General features: G+C 65.3%; 13 protein-coding genes and 2 tRNA genes. 12 read left to right on the top strand and 3 right to left on the bottom strand.

Features of this window, described 5'->3' with window-relative positions; translation table 11 throughout:
* Positions 1-69 precede the first annotated feature (69 nt).
* From G4223_RS18300 to G4223_RS18290, 3 genes are all read left to right on the top strand, one after another.
* A complete protein-coding gene (locus tag G4223_RS18300) occupies positions 70-1,608 on the top strand; it encodes a UbiD family decarboxylase (RefSeq protein ID WP_163682713.1) in 1,539 nt (512 codons plus the stop codon).
* Between the two features lie 186 nt (positions 1,609-1,794).
* The gene (gene pap, locus G4223_RS18295) at positions 1,795-3,309 is read left to right on the top strand and encodes a polyphosphate:AMP phosphotransferase (RefSeq protein ID WP_163682711.1); all 1,515 of its coding nucleotides are present in this window, start codon (positions 1,795-1,797) and stop codon (positions 3,307-3,309) included.
* A 152-nt stretch (positions 3,310-3,461) separates the two neighbouring features.
* Positions 3,462-5,150: a methyl-accepting chemotaxis protein gene (locus tag G4223_RS18290; protein ID WP_163682709.1), complete on the top strand. Its 1,689-nt coding sequence runs from the start codon at positions 3,462-3,464 to the stop codon at positions 5,148-5,150.
* Between the two features lie 55 nt (positions 5,151-5,205).
* On the opposite strand, the gene G4223_RS18285 is transcribed toward G4223_RS18290, so the two are convergent.
* From G4223_RS18285 to G4223_RS18275, 3 genes are all read right to left on the bottom strand, one after another.
* A tRNA-Ala gene (locus tag G4223_RS18285) sits at positions 5,206-5,281 on the bottom strand.
* 160 nt (positions 5,282-5,441) lie between these two features.
* Positions 5,442-5,517: transfer RNA gene (locus G4223_RS18280), tRNA-Ala, on the bottom strand.
* A 139-nt stretch (positions 5,518-5,656) separates the two neighbouring features.
* Positions 5,657-6,043, bottom strand: coding sequence for a TIGR02300 family protein (locus G4223_RS18275; RefSeq protein ID WP_163682707.1), 387 nt, complete (start codon positions 6,041-6,043; stop codon positions 5,657-5,659).
* A 329-nt stretch (positions 6,044-6,372) separates the two neighbouring features.
* Here G4223_RS18275 and aroA point away from each other — a divergent pair, with 329 nt between their 5' ends.
* The 9 genes from aroA (at position 6,373) to G4223_RS18230 (ending at position 18,185) form a co-directional block, all read left to right on the top strand.
* Positions 6,373-7,701, top strand: coding sequence for a 3-phosphoshikimate 1-carboxyvinyltransferase (gene aroA / locus G4223_RS18270; RefSeq protein ID WP_163682705.1), 1,329 nt, complete (start codon positions 6,373-6,375; stop codon positions 7,699-7,701).
* 121 nt (positions 7,702-7,822) lie between these two features.
* Positions 7,823-8,455: a (d)CMP kinase gene (gene cmk, locus G4223_RS18265; RefSeq protein ID WP_163682703.1), complete on the top strand. Its 633-nt coding sequence runs from the start codon at positions 7,823-7,825 to the stop codon at positions 8,453-8,455.
* An 81-nt stretch (positions 8,456-8,536) separates the two neighbouring features.
* On the top strand, positions 8,537-10,261 hold the full coding sequence (gene rpsA, locus G4223_RS18260) for a 30S ribosomal protein S1 (RefSeq protein ID WP_338086932.1): 1,725 nt from the start codon (positions 8,537-8,539) through the stop codon (positions 10,259-10,261).
* 138 nt (positions 10,262-10,399) lie between these two features.
* On the top strand, positions 10,400-11,386 hold the full coding sequence (locus G4223_RS18255; RefSeq protein ID WP_163682892.1) for a bifunctional riboflavin kinase/FAD synthetase: 987 nt from the start codon (positions 10,400-10,402) through the stop codon (positions 11,384-11,386).
* Positions 11,387-11,397: 11 nt separating this feature from the next.
* The gene (gene ileS, locus G4223_RS18250) at positions 11,398-14,250 is read left to right on the top strand and encodes an isoleucine--tRNA ligase (protein ID WP_163682699.1); all 2,853 of its coding nucleotides are present in this window, start codon (positions 11,398-11,400) and stop codon (positions 14,248-14,250) included.
* On the top strand, positions 14,247-14,771 hold the full coding sequence (lspA, locus tag G4223_RS18245; RefSeq protein ID WP_338086923.1) for a signal peptidase II: 525 nt from the start codon (positions 14,247-14,249) through the stop codon (positions 14,769-14,771). The genes ileS and lspA overlap by 4 nt, the downstream gene beginning before the upstream one ends.
* A 4-nt stretch (positions 14,772-14,775) precedes the next feature.
* Positions 14,776-15,366, top strand: a complete 591-nt coding sequence (locus G4223_RS18240) for a DUF3035 domain-containing protein (RefSeq protein WP_163682697.1) — start codon at positions 14,776-14,778, stop codon at positions 15,364-15,366.
* A gap of 132 nt (positions 15,367-15,498) precedes the next feature.
* A complete protein-coding gene (locus G4223_RS18235) occupies positions 15,499-16,884 on the top strand; it encodes a M16 family metallopeptidase (protein WP_163682695.1) in 1,386 nt (461 codons plus the stop codon).
* The gene (locus G4223_RS18230; RefSeq protein WP_163682693.1) at positions 16,884-18,185 is read left to right on the top strand and encodes a M16 family metallopeptidase; all 1,302 of its coding nucleotides are present in this window, start codon (positions 16,884-16,886) and stop codon (positions 18,183-18,185) included. Before G4223_RS18235 ends, G4223_RS18230 begins: the two co-directional genes overlap by 1 nt.
* Positions 18,186-18,220: the final 35 nt, after the last annotated feature.

Below are 18,220 nucleotides of genomic sequence, written 5' to 3'. Positions count from 1 at the left end.
ACGCGCTCCGGGGTTGACGGCCGCCGTCGCTTGGCGCCACCCTTGGCCGCCGTTTCTGCGGAGGCCCCTTTGCCCTACGATTCCTTGCGCGATTTCATCCACAAACTCGAAGCGTCCGGCCGGCTGGTGCGGGTGTCGGCAGCAGTTTCGCCCGCGCTCGAGATGACCGAGATCCAGACCCGGCTGTTGGCCGAAGGCGGGCCGGCGGTGCTGTTCGAGAACGTGGTGCGCGCCGATGGTTCGAAATATCCCATGACGATGCTGGTCAATCTGTTCGGCACGGTGGAGCGCGTCGCCTGGGGCATGGACCGCGAACCGCATCAGTTGCGCGAGGTGGGCGAGACCCTGGCCTTCCTGAAACAGCCCGAGCCGCCGGCCTCGCTGCGCGACGCCTGGGACATGCTGCCCCTGATGAAGACCGTGCTGGCCATGAAGCCCAAGGTCGTGGGCGGCGCGCCCTGTCAGCAGGTGGTCTATCAGGGCGACGACGTGGACCTGTCCATGCTGCCGATCCAGGGCTGCTGGCCGGGCGAGCCGGCGCCGCTGATCACCTGGCCGCTGGTGGTGACGCAAGGCCCCGACACCAAGGGCGACCGGCGCGACAACTACAATCTCGGCATCTACCGCATGCAGGTGACCGGGCGCAACACCACGCTGATGCGCTGGCTCAAGCATCGCGGCGGAGCGCAGCATTACCAGCGTTGGGCCCAACGCGAAGCGGGACGTCCTGAAAGTGCCAAACGCGAGCCCATGCCGGCCGCCGTGGTCATCGGCGCCGATCCCGGCACCATCATCGCCGCCGTCACCCCGGTTCCCGAGACCCTGTCCGAGTACCAGTTCGCCGGTCTGCTGCGCGGCAAGAAGGTTGAATTGGTGGAGTGCAAGACGGTGCCGCTCAAGGTCCCGGCCGAGGCCGAGATCGTGCTGGAAGGCCACGTCATGCTGGACGAGTTCGGCCCCGAAGGCCCCTATGGCGACCACACCGGCTATTACAACAATGTCGAGGAATTCCCGGTGTTCCGTGTCTCGGCCATCACCATGCGCCGCGACCCCATCTACCTGTCCACCTTCACCGGCCGTCCGCCGGACGAGCCCAGCGTGCTGGGCGAGGCGCTGAACGAGGTGTTCATCCCGCTGTTGTCCCAGCAATTCCCCGAGATCAAGGATTTCTGGCTGCCGCCCGAGGGATGCAGCTACCGCATCGCCGTGGTCAGCATGAAGAAAGCCTATCCCGGCCACGCCAAGCGGGTGATGTTCGGGGTGTGGAGCTTCCTCAAGCAGTTCATGTACACCAAGTTCGTCATCGTGGTGGACGACGACATCGACGCGCGGGACTGGAAGGACGTGATGTGGGCGGTCAGCACCCGCATGGACCCGGCCCGCGACATCACGGTGATCGAGGGCACGCCCATCGACTATCTGGATTTCGCCAGCCCGGAATCGGGGCTGGGCGGCAAGATCGGCCTGGATGCCACCAACAAATGGCCGCCCGAGACCCACCGCGAGTGGGGCGTCAAGCTGCGCATGGATCAGGGCGTGGTGGACAAGGTGAGCGAGCGCTGGGCCGAATACGGCTTGCCGGGCAGCGGCAAACCCATCTGGAAGTGAGGCGTGATGTCCGAGGAACCGACCAACAATTCCAAGAAGCTGATCCTGGCGTTGGCCCTGTGCCTGACCATTTGCGCGGGGCTTGCATTCCTGATCAATCAGTTCAGCCCTTGAGTGCCCCATAAGAAAGGCATAGCGTTCTTTCCTGGGCCGGGGTGACGGCCTGAAACGGGGAGAGGGACGCGCATGTTCGAGGCCGCGGAACTGGGCCGCAAGGTCAGCCGAGAGGAATTCGACGCCCTGGCGCCGGATCTTCGGACCGAGTTGCTGGACTTGCAGCAACAATTGCGGGGCGCCGACTTTCCGGTGGTCATCGTTTTCGCCGGCGTCGACGGGGCCGGCAAGAACGAGACCGTGAACCTTTTGAACGAATGGATGGACCCGCGCTGGATCGTTACCCGCGCCTATGGTCCGCCTTCCGACGAGGAACGCGAACGCCCGGAATACTGGCGTTTCTGGCGTGACCTGCCGCCCAAGGGCAAGATCGGGATGTTCCTGTCGTCGTGGTATCATCACCCGTTCGTCTCCCACGCCATGGGCGAGACCAGCCCGGCCGAGATGGACGAGGATCTGGCCCGCATCGTCCGCTTCGAGAAGACCCTGGCCGACGAAGGCGCGCTGATCCTCAAGTTCTGGATGCATCTGTCCGAGAAGGCTCAGAAGAAGCGGCTGAAGAAGCTCGAGGAAGACCCGCTGACCAAGTGGCAGGTGTCGGAGACCGACTGGAAGCACTTCAAGCTTTACGACAAGTTCGTCGGTGCCGCCGAGCGGCTGATCATGAAGACGTCCAAGGGCCATGCCCAGTGGCACATCGTCGAGGGCGCCGACCCCCGCTACCGCTATTCCGTGGTGCTGAGCACGGTGCGCGACGCCATCGTCCGGCATCTTGAAACGCGCGCGGTGGCGCGCAAGGTGGCGGCCGAGATGAAAGAGGTCCCCGCGAAGAAGGCCAAGCCGGCGGCGCTTGGCGGCCAGCCGTCGATCCTGTCGTCGCTTGACATGACCAGTTCGATCTCTGGCGACGACTATAACCGCGTCCTTCAGGAATGCCGGGGACGGCTGTCGACGCTGCACCGTCAGGCCAAGCAACAGGGCGTTTCCACCGTCCTGGTGTTCGAGGGGTGGGACGCGGCGGGCAAGGGCGGCACCATCCGCCGGCTGACCAACGCGCTCAACGCGCGGGACTATCAGGTCATCCCCATCGCCGCGCCGACCGAGGAAGAACGCGCCCAGCATTATCTGTGGCGGTTCTGGCGCCATCTGGCGCGGTCGGGCCGCGTCACCATCTTCGATCGTTCGTGGTACGGCCGGGTGCTGGTGGAGCGGGTCGAGGGCTTCTGTTCCGAGGAAGCCTGGCGCCGCGCCTATGGCGAGATCACCGATTTCGAGGATCAATTGGTCCGCGCCGGCACGGTGCTGTGCAAGTTCTGGCTGCACATTACCCCCGAGGAACAATTGGCCCGCTTCAACCAGCGTGGCGAGATCGAATACAAGAAATGGAAGTTGACCGACGAGGACTGGCGTAACCGCGAGAAGTGGGGCGATTACGAGGCGGCGGTCAACGACATGGTGGAGAAAACCTCGACCAGCATGGCGCCGTGGACCCTGGTCGAGGCCAACGACAAGCCCTTCGCCCGCGTCAAGGTGCTGACCACCGTGTGCGACGCGCTCGAGGCGGCGTTGAAGGGGAAGAAGAGTTAGCCTCCCCCTTCCGGCGGACAAAGCGGCGGCAAGGATGTCGCTTTCCGGATATTTTCATTTGCCAAAATTGACGGCCGCCCCTCGGTTGGTGATACTGCGCCCCTGCACGAGATAGTTGCCGCAGAGCGACACTCGCCGGGGGGAGGAACATCATGCGTATTGGCGGTCGGCTTTGGCTGATCGTCGTCACCGCCGTGCTTGGCACGTTGGCGGTGGTGGCGTTCAGCGTCCAGCAGATGCGGTCGGATTTGTTGTTGGACCGCGAGATCAAGACGCGGCACATCGTCGATCTGGGCCGGACCCTGCTTGGTCACTATCAGCGGATGGAACGGGACGGCACGCTTGACCGTGCCGCCGCCCAGGCCCAGGCGTTGGCCGCCATCTCGGCCATCCGCTACGACGGCGCGGAGTATCTTTGGGTCCACCGCCTGTCCGATTCGACCATGCTGGCCCATTCCAACGCCAAGCTGGTGGGCACCAGCCTGGACGGCATGCAAGATCCCACCGGCCTTTATCTGTTCCGCGAGATGAACCGCCAGGTCACGCGGGCCGGTGCCGGTTTCGTTACCTATCAATGGCCGAAGCCGGGGGCGGAGCGGCCGGTGCCGAAACTGTCCTATGTGGCGGGATTCGAGCCCTGGGGCTGGGTGGTCGGTTCGGGCATCTATGTGGACGACGTCGATTCCGCCTTCCGCCAGCGTGTGTTGTGGTTCGCCGCCGCCGCCCTGATGGTGTTGGCGGTGGTGGGGACGGTGGCTTGGCTGAACGGTCGCCGCATCACCCGGCCGCTTGCCGACGTCACCGTCGCCATTCGCCGTTTGACCAATGACGAACATGATTTCCAGATCGGCCACACTCACCGTTCCGATGAAATCGGCGAACTGGCGCGCGGTCTGGTCAAGTTTCGTGATCATGTGGCCGAGGCCGAGCGCGTTGCCGCCGAGCGTCTGCGCGGCCAGGAGGAGCAGTTGCGCCGCCAGCGCGAGATCGAGCGTCTGGCCGCCGAGTTCGACGTCCAGGTGGCGGCAGTGACAAAATCCGTCACCGCCGCCGCCACCCAGATGCAGGCGACCAGCCAATCCATGTCGGCCATCGCCGAACAGACCCGGATGCAGTCGTCGGCGGTGGCTTCGGCCGCCGGACAGGCGGCGATGAGCGTCCAGAACGTCGCCTCGGCCACCGAGGAACTGACCGCGACCGAGGCGGAGATCGCCCGTCAGGTGAACGATTCCGCGCGCATCGCCCAAGCCGCCGTGCGCGAGGCCCAGCGGTCGGGCGAGATCGTCTTGGGACTGACGGCCGCTGCCGGACGGATCGGCGAGGTGGTCGATCTGATCGGGGCCATCGCGACGCAAACCAATTTGTTGGCGCTGAACGCCACCATCGAGGCGGCCCGTGCCGGCGAAGCCGGAAAAGGTTTCGCCGTGGTGGCGAACGAGGTGAAAAGTCTCGCCACCCAGACTTCGCGGGCCACCGCCGAGATTTCCGCCCAGATCTGCGCGGTACAGGATTCGGCGACCGAGGCCGCGTCGGCCATCGCCACCATCGGCGATATCATCGGGGCCATCAACCGCACCTCGGCCGAGGTGTCGTCGGCGGTGGACCAGCAAAGCGCAGCCACCGCCGAAATCGCCCGCAGCGTGGAACAGGCCGCGACCGGCACCGAGGCGGTGTCGCACACCATCGTCGAGGTCAGTCTGGCGGCCCATACCGCCGGGGCTACCGCTACCGAGGTGTTGCAGGCGGCCGGGGAATTGTCGCAACAGGCCAATGAACTGCGGCTGTACGTGGAAAACTTCCTGTGCGGCGTGCGCGAGGCCGGTGCTGCTCAGGCGGCCTGAGAAAAGCTGGGGACAAAGCGAAAGGCCCGGCGGGACGGCCGCCGGGCCTTTGATTTGGTGGAGCCAAGGAGGATCGAACTCCTGACCTCTACAATGCCATTGTAGCGCTCTCCCAGCTGAGCTATGGCCCCGAAACTTTCGCGACGCGGCCTGGGGGGCCGCCATCGGTGGAGCCGGGAAAATATGGATTTCATGCCGGCTGGTCAAGGGGGAAAAGAACCGTCGTGACGGTCTGTCCGGGATTGGCCAAAAAGCGAAAGACCCGGCGGGGTGCCGCCGGGTCCTTCGATTTGGTGGAGCCAAGGAGGATCGAACTCCTGACCTCTACAATGCCATTGTAGCGCTCTCCCAGCTGAGCTATGGCCCCGAAACTTTCACGACTTCGGCTCTGGGTTCCGTCGTCGGTGGAGCGGGAAATTATGGACTTCGGCCATTGGGGTCAAGAGGATTCTTTCAGCCCCGTGACTTTTTTGCCGGAGTGGCGAAATCCAGGAGAACGAAGGTCTTCAGACCTCGTCCCCGATCTCCTCGTCCAGGTGCTCCATGACCTCGGCCATGTCGTCGTCGTCCTCGCCCAGGTCCGAGGCGTCCTCGATCAGGCCGCTCTCGTCCTCGTCCGCCGAATCCTCGTCGTTGTCGAGCGCGTCCTCGTCTTCCTCGATGGCGGCGATGTCGCCGCTCTCCAGATCCACGGCACTGGCCGCGCTCTGCGCCGCCGCCTTGGCTTCGGCCTGGGCAGCGCTGCTGGCGCTGCTGCGGCGAACCTTGAACGGCATGTCGGGTTCAACCGTGCCGCCGCATTTGGGGCAGGTGATGGGCGAGCGGCTCATGTCGTAGAAACGACAGCCGCAGCTGTTGCAAGTGCGCTTCTGACCCCATTCCGGCTTGGCCACGTGATTCCTCCTTGCGAAACGTCTCGTCCCCGCCGGGACGGTGGGGTGGTTCGGGGGCATTTGCCATGTTCGCCCCCGTGTGTCAAAACGAAAAAAACCTGTCCCCCCATGCCGGGGGCGTGCCGCCGTCTTCTTCTAGGTGCGGCGTCGGTGTTTATGGTAGATCAGGCGCCCTGTGGGGCAAAGGCCCCACATAAGTAAATCATCGGGGCAAAGGCCCCACATGAGTAAATCATCGGGGCAAAGGCCCCACATGAGTAAATCATCGGGGCAACCGCCTCATGATGACGGCCGTCCCGGCCCGCATGTGGCGAACGGTGGGAGAGAACATGAGCAAGCCCTTGAAATCCAGCCAGGCCATGCCCTTGTCGGGTGGCGTGCGCGTGCCGGGCGACAAGTCCATTTCCCATCGCGCGCTGATGTTCGGAGCGCTGGCGGTAGGCGAAAGCCGGATCGAGGGGTTGCTGGAAGGCGACGACGTGTTGCGCACCGCGGCGGCCATGCGGGCGCTGGGTGCCGAGGTGGAACGTCTGGAAGACGGCAGCTGGCGCCTGTGGGGGCGCGGGGTCGGCGGTCTTCAGGAACCGGCCGACGTGCTGGATCTCGGCAATTCCGGCACCGGGGCGCGGCTGATGATGGGGTTGGTCGCCACCCATCCCTTCACCACCATCTTCACCGGCGACGCGTCCTTGCGCTCGCGTCCCATGAAGCGGGTGTCGGAACCGCTGTCGCGCATGGGGGCGCGCTTCTTCACCCGCGAGGGGGGGCGCCTGCCGGCGGCGGTGGTGGGCACCGACAATCCGCTGCCCATCGTCTACGAGTTGCCGGTGGCCTCGGCCCAGGTGAAGTCGGCGATCCTGTTGGCCGGCCTCAACACGCCGGGCATTACCACGGTGATCGAAAAGGAAGCCACCCGCGATCACACCGAGTTGATGCTCAGGAATTTCGGCGCCACCGTCGATGTCGAATATCTGGAAGACGGCCGCCACGCCATTTCGGTGACCGGGTTCCCCGAATTGACCGGCCGCCATGTGGTGGTGCCGGCCGACCCCAGCTCCGCCGCTTTTCCGGCGGTTGCCGCGCTGATCGTGCCGGGGTCCGAAATCACCTTGCGCGGGGTCGGCATGAACCCGTTGCGCACCGGGCTTTACACCACCCTTCAGGAAATGGGCGCCGACATCTGCTTCCAGGACGCGCGCGAGGAAGGGGGCGAGCCGGTGGCCGACCTGTTGATCCGCGCGTCGCGGCTTCGCGGTGTCGAGGTGCCGGCCGAACGGGCGCCGTCGATGATCGACGAATACCCGATTCTGGCGGTCGCCGCTGCTTTCGCCACCGGCACCACCCGCATGAACGGCCTGTCCGAATTGCGGGTCAAGGAAAGCGATCGCTTCGCCGCCGTCATGCGCGGTCTGGTGGCCTGTGGCGTCAAGGTCGAGGAGGAGGGCGACACCATGGTCGTCCACGGCACCGGCGCGCCGCCGCCCGGCGGCGGCACCGTGGCGGTGAACCTGGACCACCGTATCGCCATGTCGTTCCTGGTGCTGGGCATGGCGTCCGGCCAGCCGGTGACGGTGGACGACGCCGAGGCCATCGAGACCAGTTTTCCCGGCTTCGAGACGTTGATGAACGGCCTCGGCGCCAAGATCGAGACCGTTTGAACGAGTGAACGACCGGAGCGAGCCGAAGGCGAGGGACTGGGCCATCGAGGCCCCGCGAGCTTATGCGAGCGTGAGCCCTGCGAGCCGAAAGCGAGCGCCCGGCGCTTGAGGGACAAAACATATGACTGTTATCGCCATCGATGGTCCGGCCGCTGCCGGCAAGGGTACCCTGGCCCGGCGGGTCGCCGCCGAATTGGGGTTCGATTACCTGGATACCGGCCTGATCTATCGCGCGGTCGGCATGAAGGTGTGGAACGCCGGCTTCGAGCCGTCCGATCCCGCCCGCGCCGGTGAAGCGGCACGCGACCTCGAACCCGAGGATCTGACCGCCGACGATCTGCGCGGCGACGAGGCGGCCCAGGCCGCCAGCAAGGTCGCCGCCATTCCCGAGGTGCGGGACCAGTTGCTGGAATTCCAGCGCCGTTTCGCCGCCCAGCCGCCGGGCGGCAAGGGCGCGGTGTTGGACGGCCGCGACATCGGCACCGTGGTCTGCCCCGAAGCGGCCATCAAGCTTTACGTCACCGCCAGCGCCGAGACCCGTGCCCGCCGCCGTCTGCTGGAGCTTCAGGGCAAGGGTGTCGAGACCTCTTTCGATACGGTGCTGGCCGAGATGCGCGAACGCGACGAACGCGATTCGCAACGTGCGGTCGCACCCCTGAAGCCGGCCGAGGACGCCCACCAGTTGGATACGTCCGATTTGGACGCCGCCGCCGCCTTTGACGCGGCGATTGCGTTTATCCGCGCAAAGCTGTAAGAGTCCGCTTTTTACAGCCCCGGCCGGTGACGGTACGGGGCCTGTTGCCATGTGGCGGGGAAATTCCCGCAAGACCGCCGGATACAACCGGACGGCCGGGTAAAAGAAGATGAAAGGAAGTATCTGGTTATGACTATGGAAGATTTCGCCGCCCTTTTGGACGAGACCATGGGTGTCGGCAACCCGTTCGAAGGCACCGTGATCAAGGGCGCCATCGTTCGCATCGAAAATGATTTCGCCGTCATCGACGTCGGTCTGAAGTCGGAAGGCCGCGTGCCGCTGAAGGAATTCGCCACCGCTGGCCGCGCTCCGGAAATCCAGGCGGGTGATTCCGTCGAGGTGTTCGTCGAGCGCTATGAAGACCGCAACGGCGAAGTGGTGCTGAGCCGCGAGAAGGCCAAGCGCGAGGAAGCCTGGACCCTGCTGGAGAAGTCCTTCCAGGACAACCAGCGCGTCACCGGCGTTATCTTCGGTCGCGTCAAGGGTGGCTTCACCGTCGATCTGTCGGGCGCCGTCGCCTTCCTGCCGGGTTCCCAGGTGGACATCCGTCCGGTGCGCGACATCACCCCGCTGCTGGGCACCCCCCAGCCCTTCCAGATCCTCAAGATGGACCGCTCGCGCGGCAACATCGTGGTTTCGCGCCGCGCCGTGCTGGAAGAGACCCGCGCCGAACAGCGTTCCGAGCTGATCGAGAACCTCAAGGAAGGTCAGATCCTCGAGGGCGTGGTCAAGAACATCACCGATTACGGTGCGTTCGTTGACCTGGGCGGCGTCGACGGCCTGCTGCACGTCACCGACATCGCCTGGAAGCGCATCAATCATCCGTCCGAAGCCCTGCACATCGGTCAGACCGTGCGCGTGCAGGTCATCCGCTTCAACCCGGAAACCCAGCGTATCTCGCTCGGCATCAAGCAGCTGGACGCTGATCCGTGGGAGGGCGTGGAAGCAAAGTACCCGGTGGGCGCCAAGTTCGTCGGCCGCGTCACCAACATCACCGATTACGGCGCCTTCGTGGAGCTGGAGCCGGGTGTCGAGGGTCTGGTGCACGTCTCCGAGATGAGCTGGACCAAGAAGAACGTCCACCCCGGCAAGATCGTCTCGACCTCGCAGGAAGTCGAAGTGATGGTGCTGGACGTCGATCCGCAGAAGCGCCGCATCTCGCTGGGCCTCAAGCAGTGCCTGGCCAATCCGTGGGAATCCTTCGTCGAGAAGTTCCCGGCCGGCACCGAGGTCGAGGGCGAGGTCAAGAACATCACCGAATTCGGTCTGTTCATCGGCCTGCCGGGCGACATCGACGGCATGGTGCACCTGTCCGACCTGTCCTGGGACAAGTCGGGCGAGGCCGCCATCGCCGAGTTCAAGAAGGGCGACATGGTCAAGGCCAAGGTCCTGGACGTCGACGTCGAGAAGGAGCGTATCTCTCTCGGCATCAAGCAGTTGTCCAGCGATCCCTTCCAGGACGCCGTCGCCAGCATCAAGAAGGGCGACATCGTCACCGCCACCGTCACCTCGGTCACCGAGAACGGTCTGGAGGTCCAGGTGGACGGCCTGACCGGCTTCATCCGCAAGGGTGAGCTGTCGCGTGACCGCTCGGAGCAGCGCCCCGAGAAGTTCGCCGTCGGCGAGAAGATCGACGCCAAGGTCACTCTGATCGAGAAGGGCGCCCGCAAGGTCACCTTGTCGGTCAAGGCCCGCGAGATCGACGAGGAGAAGCAGGCGATGGCCGAGTACGGTTCGTCCGACTCGGGCGCTTCGCTCGGCGACATCCTCGGCGCCGCCATGCGCCGGGCTCAGGAAGAGAAGTAATCCTTCTCGGTCAAAGCCAAAGGATCGGGGCGTCCCTTTTGGGGCGCCCCTTTTCTTTGGGTGTTCGTGGTTGCGAATCGGTCACGCATCGGATACCCCTTACGGTCCACGTAACCGGGGAAATCCGTCTTGTCTTCCATGCGCCTGATCCGTCATTGCGGCGAACTGCCTCCCGATCTCAAGGGGGGCGTGGTGGCGCTTGGCAATTTCGACGGCGTGCACAAGGGACATCAGGCGGTGATCTGCGCCGCGCGGCGCATCGCCGACCAATTGGGCGCGCCCTTGGTGGTGATGTGCTTCGAGCCCCACCCGCGCAGTTTCTTCCGCCCCGACCAGCCGCCGTTCAGGCTGACGCCGTTCCGCGTCAAGGCCCGTCTGGTCGAGGCGCTGGGCGCCGACCTGATGGTGGCCCAGCATTTCGACGCCGCCTTCGCCAACCTGACGGCGCTGGAATTCATCGCCTCGATCCTGGTGTGCGGGCTGGCGGCGCGTCATGTGGTGGTGGGATATGATTACGTGTTCGGCAAGGGGCGCCAGGGCACCGGCGCCTTGCTGCAAAAGGCCGCGAACGAGGGGAATTTCGGCTTTACCGCCGTGCCGCCGGAGATGGCGCCCGATGGCGACGTCTATTCCTCGACCCGCGTGCGCGAGTTCCTGGTCGGCGGCCAGCCGGCCGAGGCGGCCAAGCTGTTGGGCCATTACTGGGAGGTGGAGGGCCGGGTCGAACACGGCGACGCGCGTGGCCGCACCATCGGTTTTCCCACCGCCAATTTCGCCTTGGGCGAATACCAGCGCCCGGCCACCGGCGTCTACGCGGTGCGGGCCGGTGTCGATCTGGGCGTGGTCACGCAATGGCATGACGGCGTCGCCAATTTTGGCCGCCGCCCCACCTTCGACAAGACCGACGAGGTTCTGGAGGTTCATTTGCTGGACGCCAACGTCGATCTTTACGGCAAGCATCTGCGGGTGGCCCTGGTGGATTACCTGCGTCCCGAGATGAAGTTTTCCGGCCTGGCTGCGCTGAAGGCGCAGATCGAGGACGACGTACGCGCGGCCCGCGCCTTGCTGGCCGAGCACCATTTTCCCGACAGCCCCGGCCCCATGGTGCCGTTGGGCGATAACTGAAGAGAAGTCCGATGAGCGTGGACTACAAGTCGACCGTTTTTCTGCCCAAGACCGATTTCCCCATGAAGGCCGGCCTGCCCGAGCTCGAGCCCAAGCTGCTGGCGCGCTGGGCTTCGATCGGTCTGTTCGGCCGCATGCGGGACGTGGCCAAGGGCCGGGAAAAATTCATGCTGCATGACGGCCCGCCCTACGCCAACGGCCATCTGCACATCGGTCACGCGCTCAACAAGATTCTCAAGGACGTCATCAACCGCACCCAGTTCATGCTGGGGCGTGATGTCCACTACATCCCCGGCTGGGACTGCCACGGTCTGCCCATCGAATGGAAGATCGAGGAAAAGTACCGTGCCGCCGGCCTGGACAAGGATCAGGTGCCGGTGGTGCAGTTCCGCGAGGAATGCCGTGAATTCGCCCGCGGCTGGATCGACATCCAGCGCGAGGAATTCAAGCGCCTGGGCGTGGAAGGGGACTGGGACCACCCTTACACCACCATGACCAACGCCGCCGAGGCGACCATCGCCCGCGAGCTGGGCAAGTTCCTGCTGGACGGGTCCTTGTACAAGGGCGTCAAGCCGGTGATGTGGTCGGTGGTGGAAAAGACCGCCCTGGCCGAGGCCGAGGTCGAGTACCACGACCACACATCGGTCACCATCTGGGTCAAGTTCCCCGTCGTCACCGCCGGCTGCGCCGAGGTCGAAGGGGCGTCCGTGGTGATCTGGACCACCACGCCGTGGACCATGCCGGGCAACCGTGCCGTGGCCTATGGCCCCGAGTTCGACTATGTGGTGGTCGAGGTGACGGAAGTCGCCGAAGGCTCGTTGGCCCGTGTCGGCGACAAGCTGGTGCTGATCAAGGATCAGGCGGAACAGGTGGCCAAGGACGCCAAGGCGACCTTCAAGGTGCTCTCGACCATCAAGGGCGAGGCGCTGGCCGGCACCGTCTGCCATCATCCGCTCAAGTTCCATCCCGAGGCCAAGGGCGGCTACGACTTCCCCGTTCCGGCGCTGCCCGGCGATTTCGTCACCACCGACACCGGCACCGGCTTCGTGCACATCGCGCCCGGCCATGGCGAGGACGACTTCCTGTTGGGCAAGGAGCATGGCATCGCCGTGCCCGACACCGTGCAGCCCGACGGCACTTATTATCCGTCGGTGGCCGTCTTCGCCGGCCAGAGCGTGCTGGCCCAGGGCAAGAACGGCAAGTATTACAGCCCGGTCGCCAAGCCGGTGATCGAGGCCATGACCGTGTGCGGCAACCTGTTGGCGCATGGCAAGGTCGAGCACTCGTACCCCCATTCCTGGCGGTCCAAGGCGCCGTTGATCTTCCGCACCACGCCGCAATGGTTCGTGTCCATGGAAAGCCATGGCCTGCGGGAAAAGGCGTTGAAGGCCATCGACGAAACCCGGTTCGTTCCCGACCAGGGCCGCAACCGCATCGGCGCCATGATCGCCACCCGTCCCGACTGGTGCCTGTCGCGCCAGCGGGCCTGGGGCGTGCCGCTGCCCTTGTTCATCGACAAGATGACCGGCCAGCCGTTGCGTGACGCCGAGGTCATGGACCGCATCGTCGCCGCCTTCGAACAAGAGGGCTCGGACGCCTGGTACACCAGCCCGGCCTCGCGGTTCCTGGGCAACAGTTACGATCCCGACCAGTTCGAACAGGTGTTCGACGTGCTCGACGTGTGGTTCGATTCCGGCTGCACCCACGCCTTCGTGCTGGAAAGCGGCGAATGGGACGACACCCAATGGCCGGCCAGCCTGTACCTGGAAGGGTCGGACCAGCATCGCGGCTGGTTCCACTCCTCGTTGCTGGAAAGCTGCGGCACGCGCGGCCGTGCGCCCTACGAGGCGGTGCTGACCCACGGCTTCGTGCTGGACGAGCAAGGCCGCAAGATGTCCAAATCGCTGGGCAACGTGGTCTCGCCCCAGGACGTGGTCGGCGTCCAGGGCGCCGACATCCTGCGCCTGTGGGTGGTGGGGTCGGATTATTCCGACGATCTGCGCATCGGCCCGGAAATCCTCAAGACCCAGGTGGACATCTATCGCCGCCTGCGCAACACCCTGCGTTATCTGCTGGGCGCGGTGGACGGCCTTGCCGAGGCGGAAAAGCTGCCGGTGGCCGAGATGCCCGAGCTTGAGCGCTGGGTGCTGCACCGCCTGACCGAGATCGACGCGGGCCTGAAACAGGCCTGCCATGATTTCGAATTCCATGGCTGGTTCAACGAATTGCACAATTTCTGCGCGGTCGACCTGTCGGCGTTCTATTTCGACATCCGCAAGGACGCGCTTTACTGCGACGCGCCCGACAGCATCCGCCGCCGCGCCGCCCGCACGGTGATGGACCTGCTGCTCGACGCCTTGTGCAAATGGCTGGCGCCCTTTACCTGCTTCACCGCCGAGGAAGCCTGGCTGGCCCGCCATCCGTCCGAGGACGGTTCGGTGCATCTGGAAACCTTCCCGGTCATCCCGGCCGAATGGCGGGACGCCGCCTTGGCCGCCAAGTGGGAAACCGTTCGCGCCGTTCGCCGGGTGGTTACCGGCGCGCTGGAAATCGAGCGTGTGGCCAAGCGCATCGGCTCCAGCCTTCAGGCCAGCCCGGCGCTTTATGTCGAGGACACGGCCGTCACCGCCGCCCTTGACGGTCTGGATCTGGCGGAAATCTGCATCACCTCGGGGCTGATGCTGGTCAAGGGCGCCGCGCCCGAGGGGGCCTTCACCCTGTCGGACGTGCCCGGCATCGGCGTCCTGCCCAAGGCAGCCGAGGGCGAGAAATGCCAGCGCTGCTGGAAGGTGCTGAACGAGGTGGGCAAGCACAAGCATGACAGCGTGTGCGGCCGCTGTTCGGACGCGGTGGACGTGCCGTGAGCCGCTCCATGCGCTGTTCCATACGCCCGGGCCTGATCCTGGCCGCCGTCATCGTCGTGCTCGACCAGCTTTCCAAATGGGCGGTGGTCGAGCACCTGATGCGGCCGGAAGGCGTGGCCGACACGCCCTTCTATTCTCCGGTCCGCATCGAGATCCTGCCGGTGTTCGATCTGGTGATGGCGTGGAACCGGGGTGTGTCGTTCGGCATTCTCAACAATGCCGGCGCCTGGAACGCGGTGATCCTGTCGGTGCTGTCGGTGGCGATCTCGGCCGGCCTGTTGGTGTGGATGCGAAAATCCACTTCGATGTTGGTGACTTTGGCTTTGGGTGGCATCATCGGCGGTGCTTTGGGCAATGTTGTCGATCGCGTGCGTTGGGGGGCGGTTGCCGACTTCCTGGACGTACATGTCATGGGCTATCATTGGCCCGCCTTCAACGTGGCGGATTCCGCCATTACCGTCGGTGCCGTCCTGCTGGTGCTGGACGCCTTGTTCGCCAAGCCGTCTTCGGATAAAAACTAGGGCCATGATGCGCAACACCACGTCCGCTCCCGTCCGCGCCCTGTTTGCCGCCTTTGTGGCGGTGGGGGCCGCGATCGCTCTGTCCGGTTGCACCGATACCCGCCGCGCGCTGGGTTTCGAGAAGGCGCCGCCGGACGAATTCCAGGTGGTGGAGCGCGCGCCGCTGTCCATGCCGCCCGACTTCTCGCTTCGGCCGCCGAGCCCCGGTTCGGTCCGTCCGCAAGAGGGGTCGGCGCGTGAGCAGGCCCGTCAGGCGCTGTTCGGCCGCTCGGCGGGAACGCCGGTGTCCACCACCGGTCGTACCCAGGGCGACGTGGCGCTGTTGAAGAAGGCCGGGGCCGAGCAGATCCAGCCCGACATCCGTGTCCTGATCAACAAGGAAACCCAAGCCTTGGCCGGCATGGACACGAGCTTCACCGACAAGCTGGTGTTCTGGCGCAAGCCCGAAGGCCCCGGTGCCGGAGAACAGTTGGACGCCGGCAAGGAAGCGCAGCGGCTGCGTGAGAATCAAGCCCTGGGCCGTTCCGCCACCGACGGCGACAGCCCGCGCATCCAGCGTCGCCGCAAGGGCATGCTGGAAGGCATTTTCGACTGACGCCCCCTTGGGGCACGAAAGAGGGGCGCGGCCAGCGGGTCGCGCCTTTTTCGTATGCGGGCGTTGCCTTGGGATCGCCATGATCCCGGCCTATATCCCGACCGACGTGCCCGGAAGCCTCCCGGAGGAAGTATGAAACTCGCCCGTCTCGCCCTGGCCGCCGCCTTGTTGTCGCCGTTGCCGGCGGCCGCCCAGGTGTTCAATCCCACCACCTATCGGCTGGACAACGGCCTTCAGGTGGTGGTGGTGGAAAACCACCGCGCCCCGATCGTCAGCCACATGGTGTGGTATCGGGTCGGCGCCGCCGACGAGGTGCCGGGCAAAAGCGGCATCGCGCACCTTTTGGAACACCTGATGTTCAAGGGAACGCCAAGTGTGCCGCCGGGCGAGTTTTCCAAGATCGTCGCCCGCATGGGCGGTCGCGACAACGCCTTCACCTCGTCCGACTACACCGCCTATTATCAGAACGTCGCCGCCGACCGACTGGAAGCGGTGATGAAGATGGAAGCCGACCGCATGCGCAACCTGACGCTGGACGATTCCAACGTCACCACCGAACGCGCCGTGGTCGAGGAGGAGCGCCGTTCGCGCACCGACAACAATCCCCAGGCGCTTCTGGCCGAGCAGGTCGAGGCCGCGCTTTACCTCAACCATCCCTATCGCCGGCCGATCATCGGCTGGGCCAGCGAGATCGCCAGTCTGTCGCGTCAGGACGCGCTCGACTTCTACAAGCGCTGGTACGCCCCCAACAATGCCATCCTGGTGGTGGCGGGCGACGTGCAGCCCGAGAAGGTGCGGCAATTGGCGGAAACCTATTACGGTCCGCTCAAGCCGGAAAATGTGCCCGAGCGCCAGCGTATCGAGGAGCCGCCGCCGGTGGCGGCACGGATTGTGACGTTGTCCGACGCCCGCGTGCAACAGCCGTCGTGGGGCCGTTCGTACCTCGCCCCCAGTTATGCCTCGGCTGCCGACAAGGCGCAGCCCTATGCGCTTGAGGTGCTGTCCGAGATCCTGGGCGGCAACACCACCGCGCGGCTGTATAAATCCCTGGTGGTGGAGCAAGGCGTCGCGACCTCGGCATCGGCATGGTACGACCCCTCGTCCCTGGATCACACCACGTTCGGCGTGGCGGCGACGCCTCGCCCCGGAATCGCCATGGACAAGCTTCAGGCCGCCATGGACAAGGAAATCGCCCGCGTGCTGGAAAAGGGCATCGACGCGGCCGAGGTCGAGCGGGCCAAGGAACGGCTGCGCGCCAACGTTGTCTATGCGCGCGATTCGCTGCACACCGCCGCCCAGGTCCTGGGACAGGCGTTGACCACCGGCCAGACGGTCGAGGACGTCGAGGCTTGGCCCGCCCGCATCGCCGCCGTCGATGCCGCCCAGGTCAACGCCGCCGCCCGTGCGGTGCTGGACGCCAAGGCGTCGGTCACCGGCGTCTTGTTGCCGGTTCCGGGCGTGGAGACGGCCGCCGCCCGTCCGGCCCCCATGCAGCCCGCCGCCAAGGAGGTCCGCTGATGCGCCGTCTGTTCGCATTCCTGTTCGTGCTGGTGGTGGCGACACCTGCCGCCCATGCCGTCACCATCGAGCGCGTGGTCAGTCCCGGCGGCGTCGAGGCGTGGCTGGTCCAAGACCATTCCAACCCCATCTTGTCGCTGTCGCTGGCCATGGCCGGCGGCGCCTCGGTCGAGGGCAAGCCCGGTCTGGCGACCATGGTGTCGGGCCTGTTGGACGAAGGGGCGGGACCGTACGATTCCCAGACCTTCCAGGGCAAGCTGGAGGACTTGGCCATCCAGATGTCGTTCAGCGCCGGCAAGGATAATCTCCTTGGATCGCTGAAGACGCTGAGCGAACGTCGCGACGTGGCTTTCGACCTGTTCCGGCTGGCCCTGACCCAGCCGCGTTTCGACAAGGAACCGGTCGAGCGGGTGCGCAGCCAGATTGTGACCCTGCTGGCCCGCGAGGCGCAAAGCCCCGAAGCGGTGGCGGCCCGTGCCTGGTATCGTCTGGTGTTCGGCGACCACCCCTATGGGACGCCGTCGCGGGGTGAACCGGCGACCATCAAGTCGATCACCACCGCCGAACTCAAGACCTACGCCAAGACCTGGCTCAGCCGCCAGGGCATGGTGGTCTCGGTGGTGGGCGACATCACCCCGGCCGAACTGGCGCCGTTGCTGGACAAGACCTTCGGCGCCCTGCCGGATCGTCACCCGAAGATTGCCGTGCCGGAAGCGATGGTGGGGGCGGCGGGCCGTATCCAGGTGATCGAACGCGACAACCCGCAAAGCGTCGCCGCGTTCGGAACCCAGGGCCTCAAACGCGACGATCCCGATTGGTACGCGGCCTATGTGATGAATTACATCCTGGGCGGCGGCGGCTTTTCCTCGTGGCTGACCGAGGAAGTTCGGGAAAAGCGGGGGTTGGCGTATTCCGTCTATTCCTATCTAGTGCCTTTGGACCATGCCGGCCTGATCAGCGGCGGCGTCGCCACCCAGAACGCGCGGACCAGGGAATCGTTGGAACTGATCAAGGCGCAGTTCGCCCGCATGGTGGAAAACGGCGTCACCGACCAGGAACTGGCCGACGCCAAGACCTATCTGACCGGGTCCTTCGCCCTTCAGATGGATTCCACCTCCTCGGTCGCCGGCCTGTTGACGGCGATGCAACTGGACAAGCTGGGCATCGACTATCTTGATCGCCGCAACGCCTTGATCGAGGCGGTGAGCAAGGAACAGGTCAAGGCGGTGGCCGCCCGCCTGCTCGACCCGTCCCGTCTGACCTTCGTGGTGGTGGGCAAGCCCGAGGGGCTGGGGAAGTAGGGGGACAAGCGATTTGAAACACGTTACAAGTCGGC

Source organism: Magnetospirillum aberrantis SpK, assembly GCF_011022235.1.
GTDB lineage: Bacteria > Pseudomonadota > Alphaproteobacteria > Rhodospirillales > Magnetospirillaceae > Magnetospirillum > Magnetospirillum aberrantis.
This window is presented reverse-complemented; position numbering and strand designations above follow the sequence as displayed.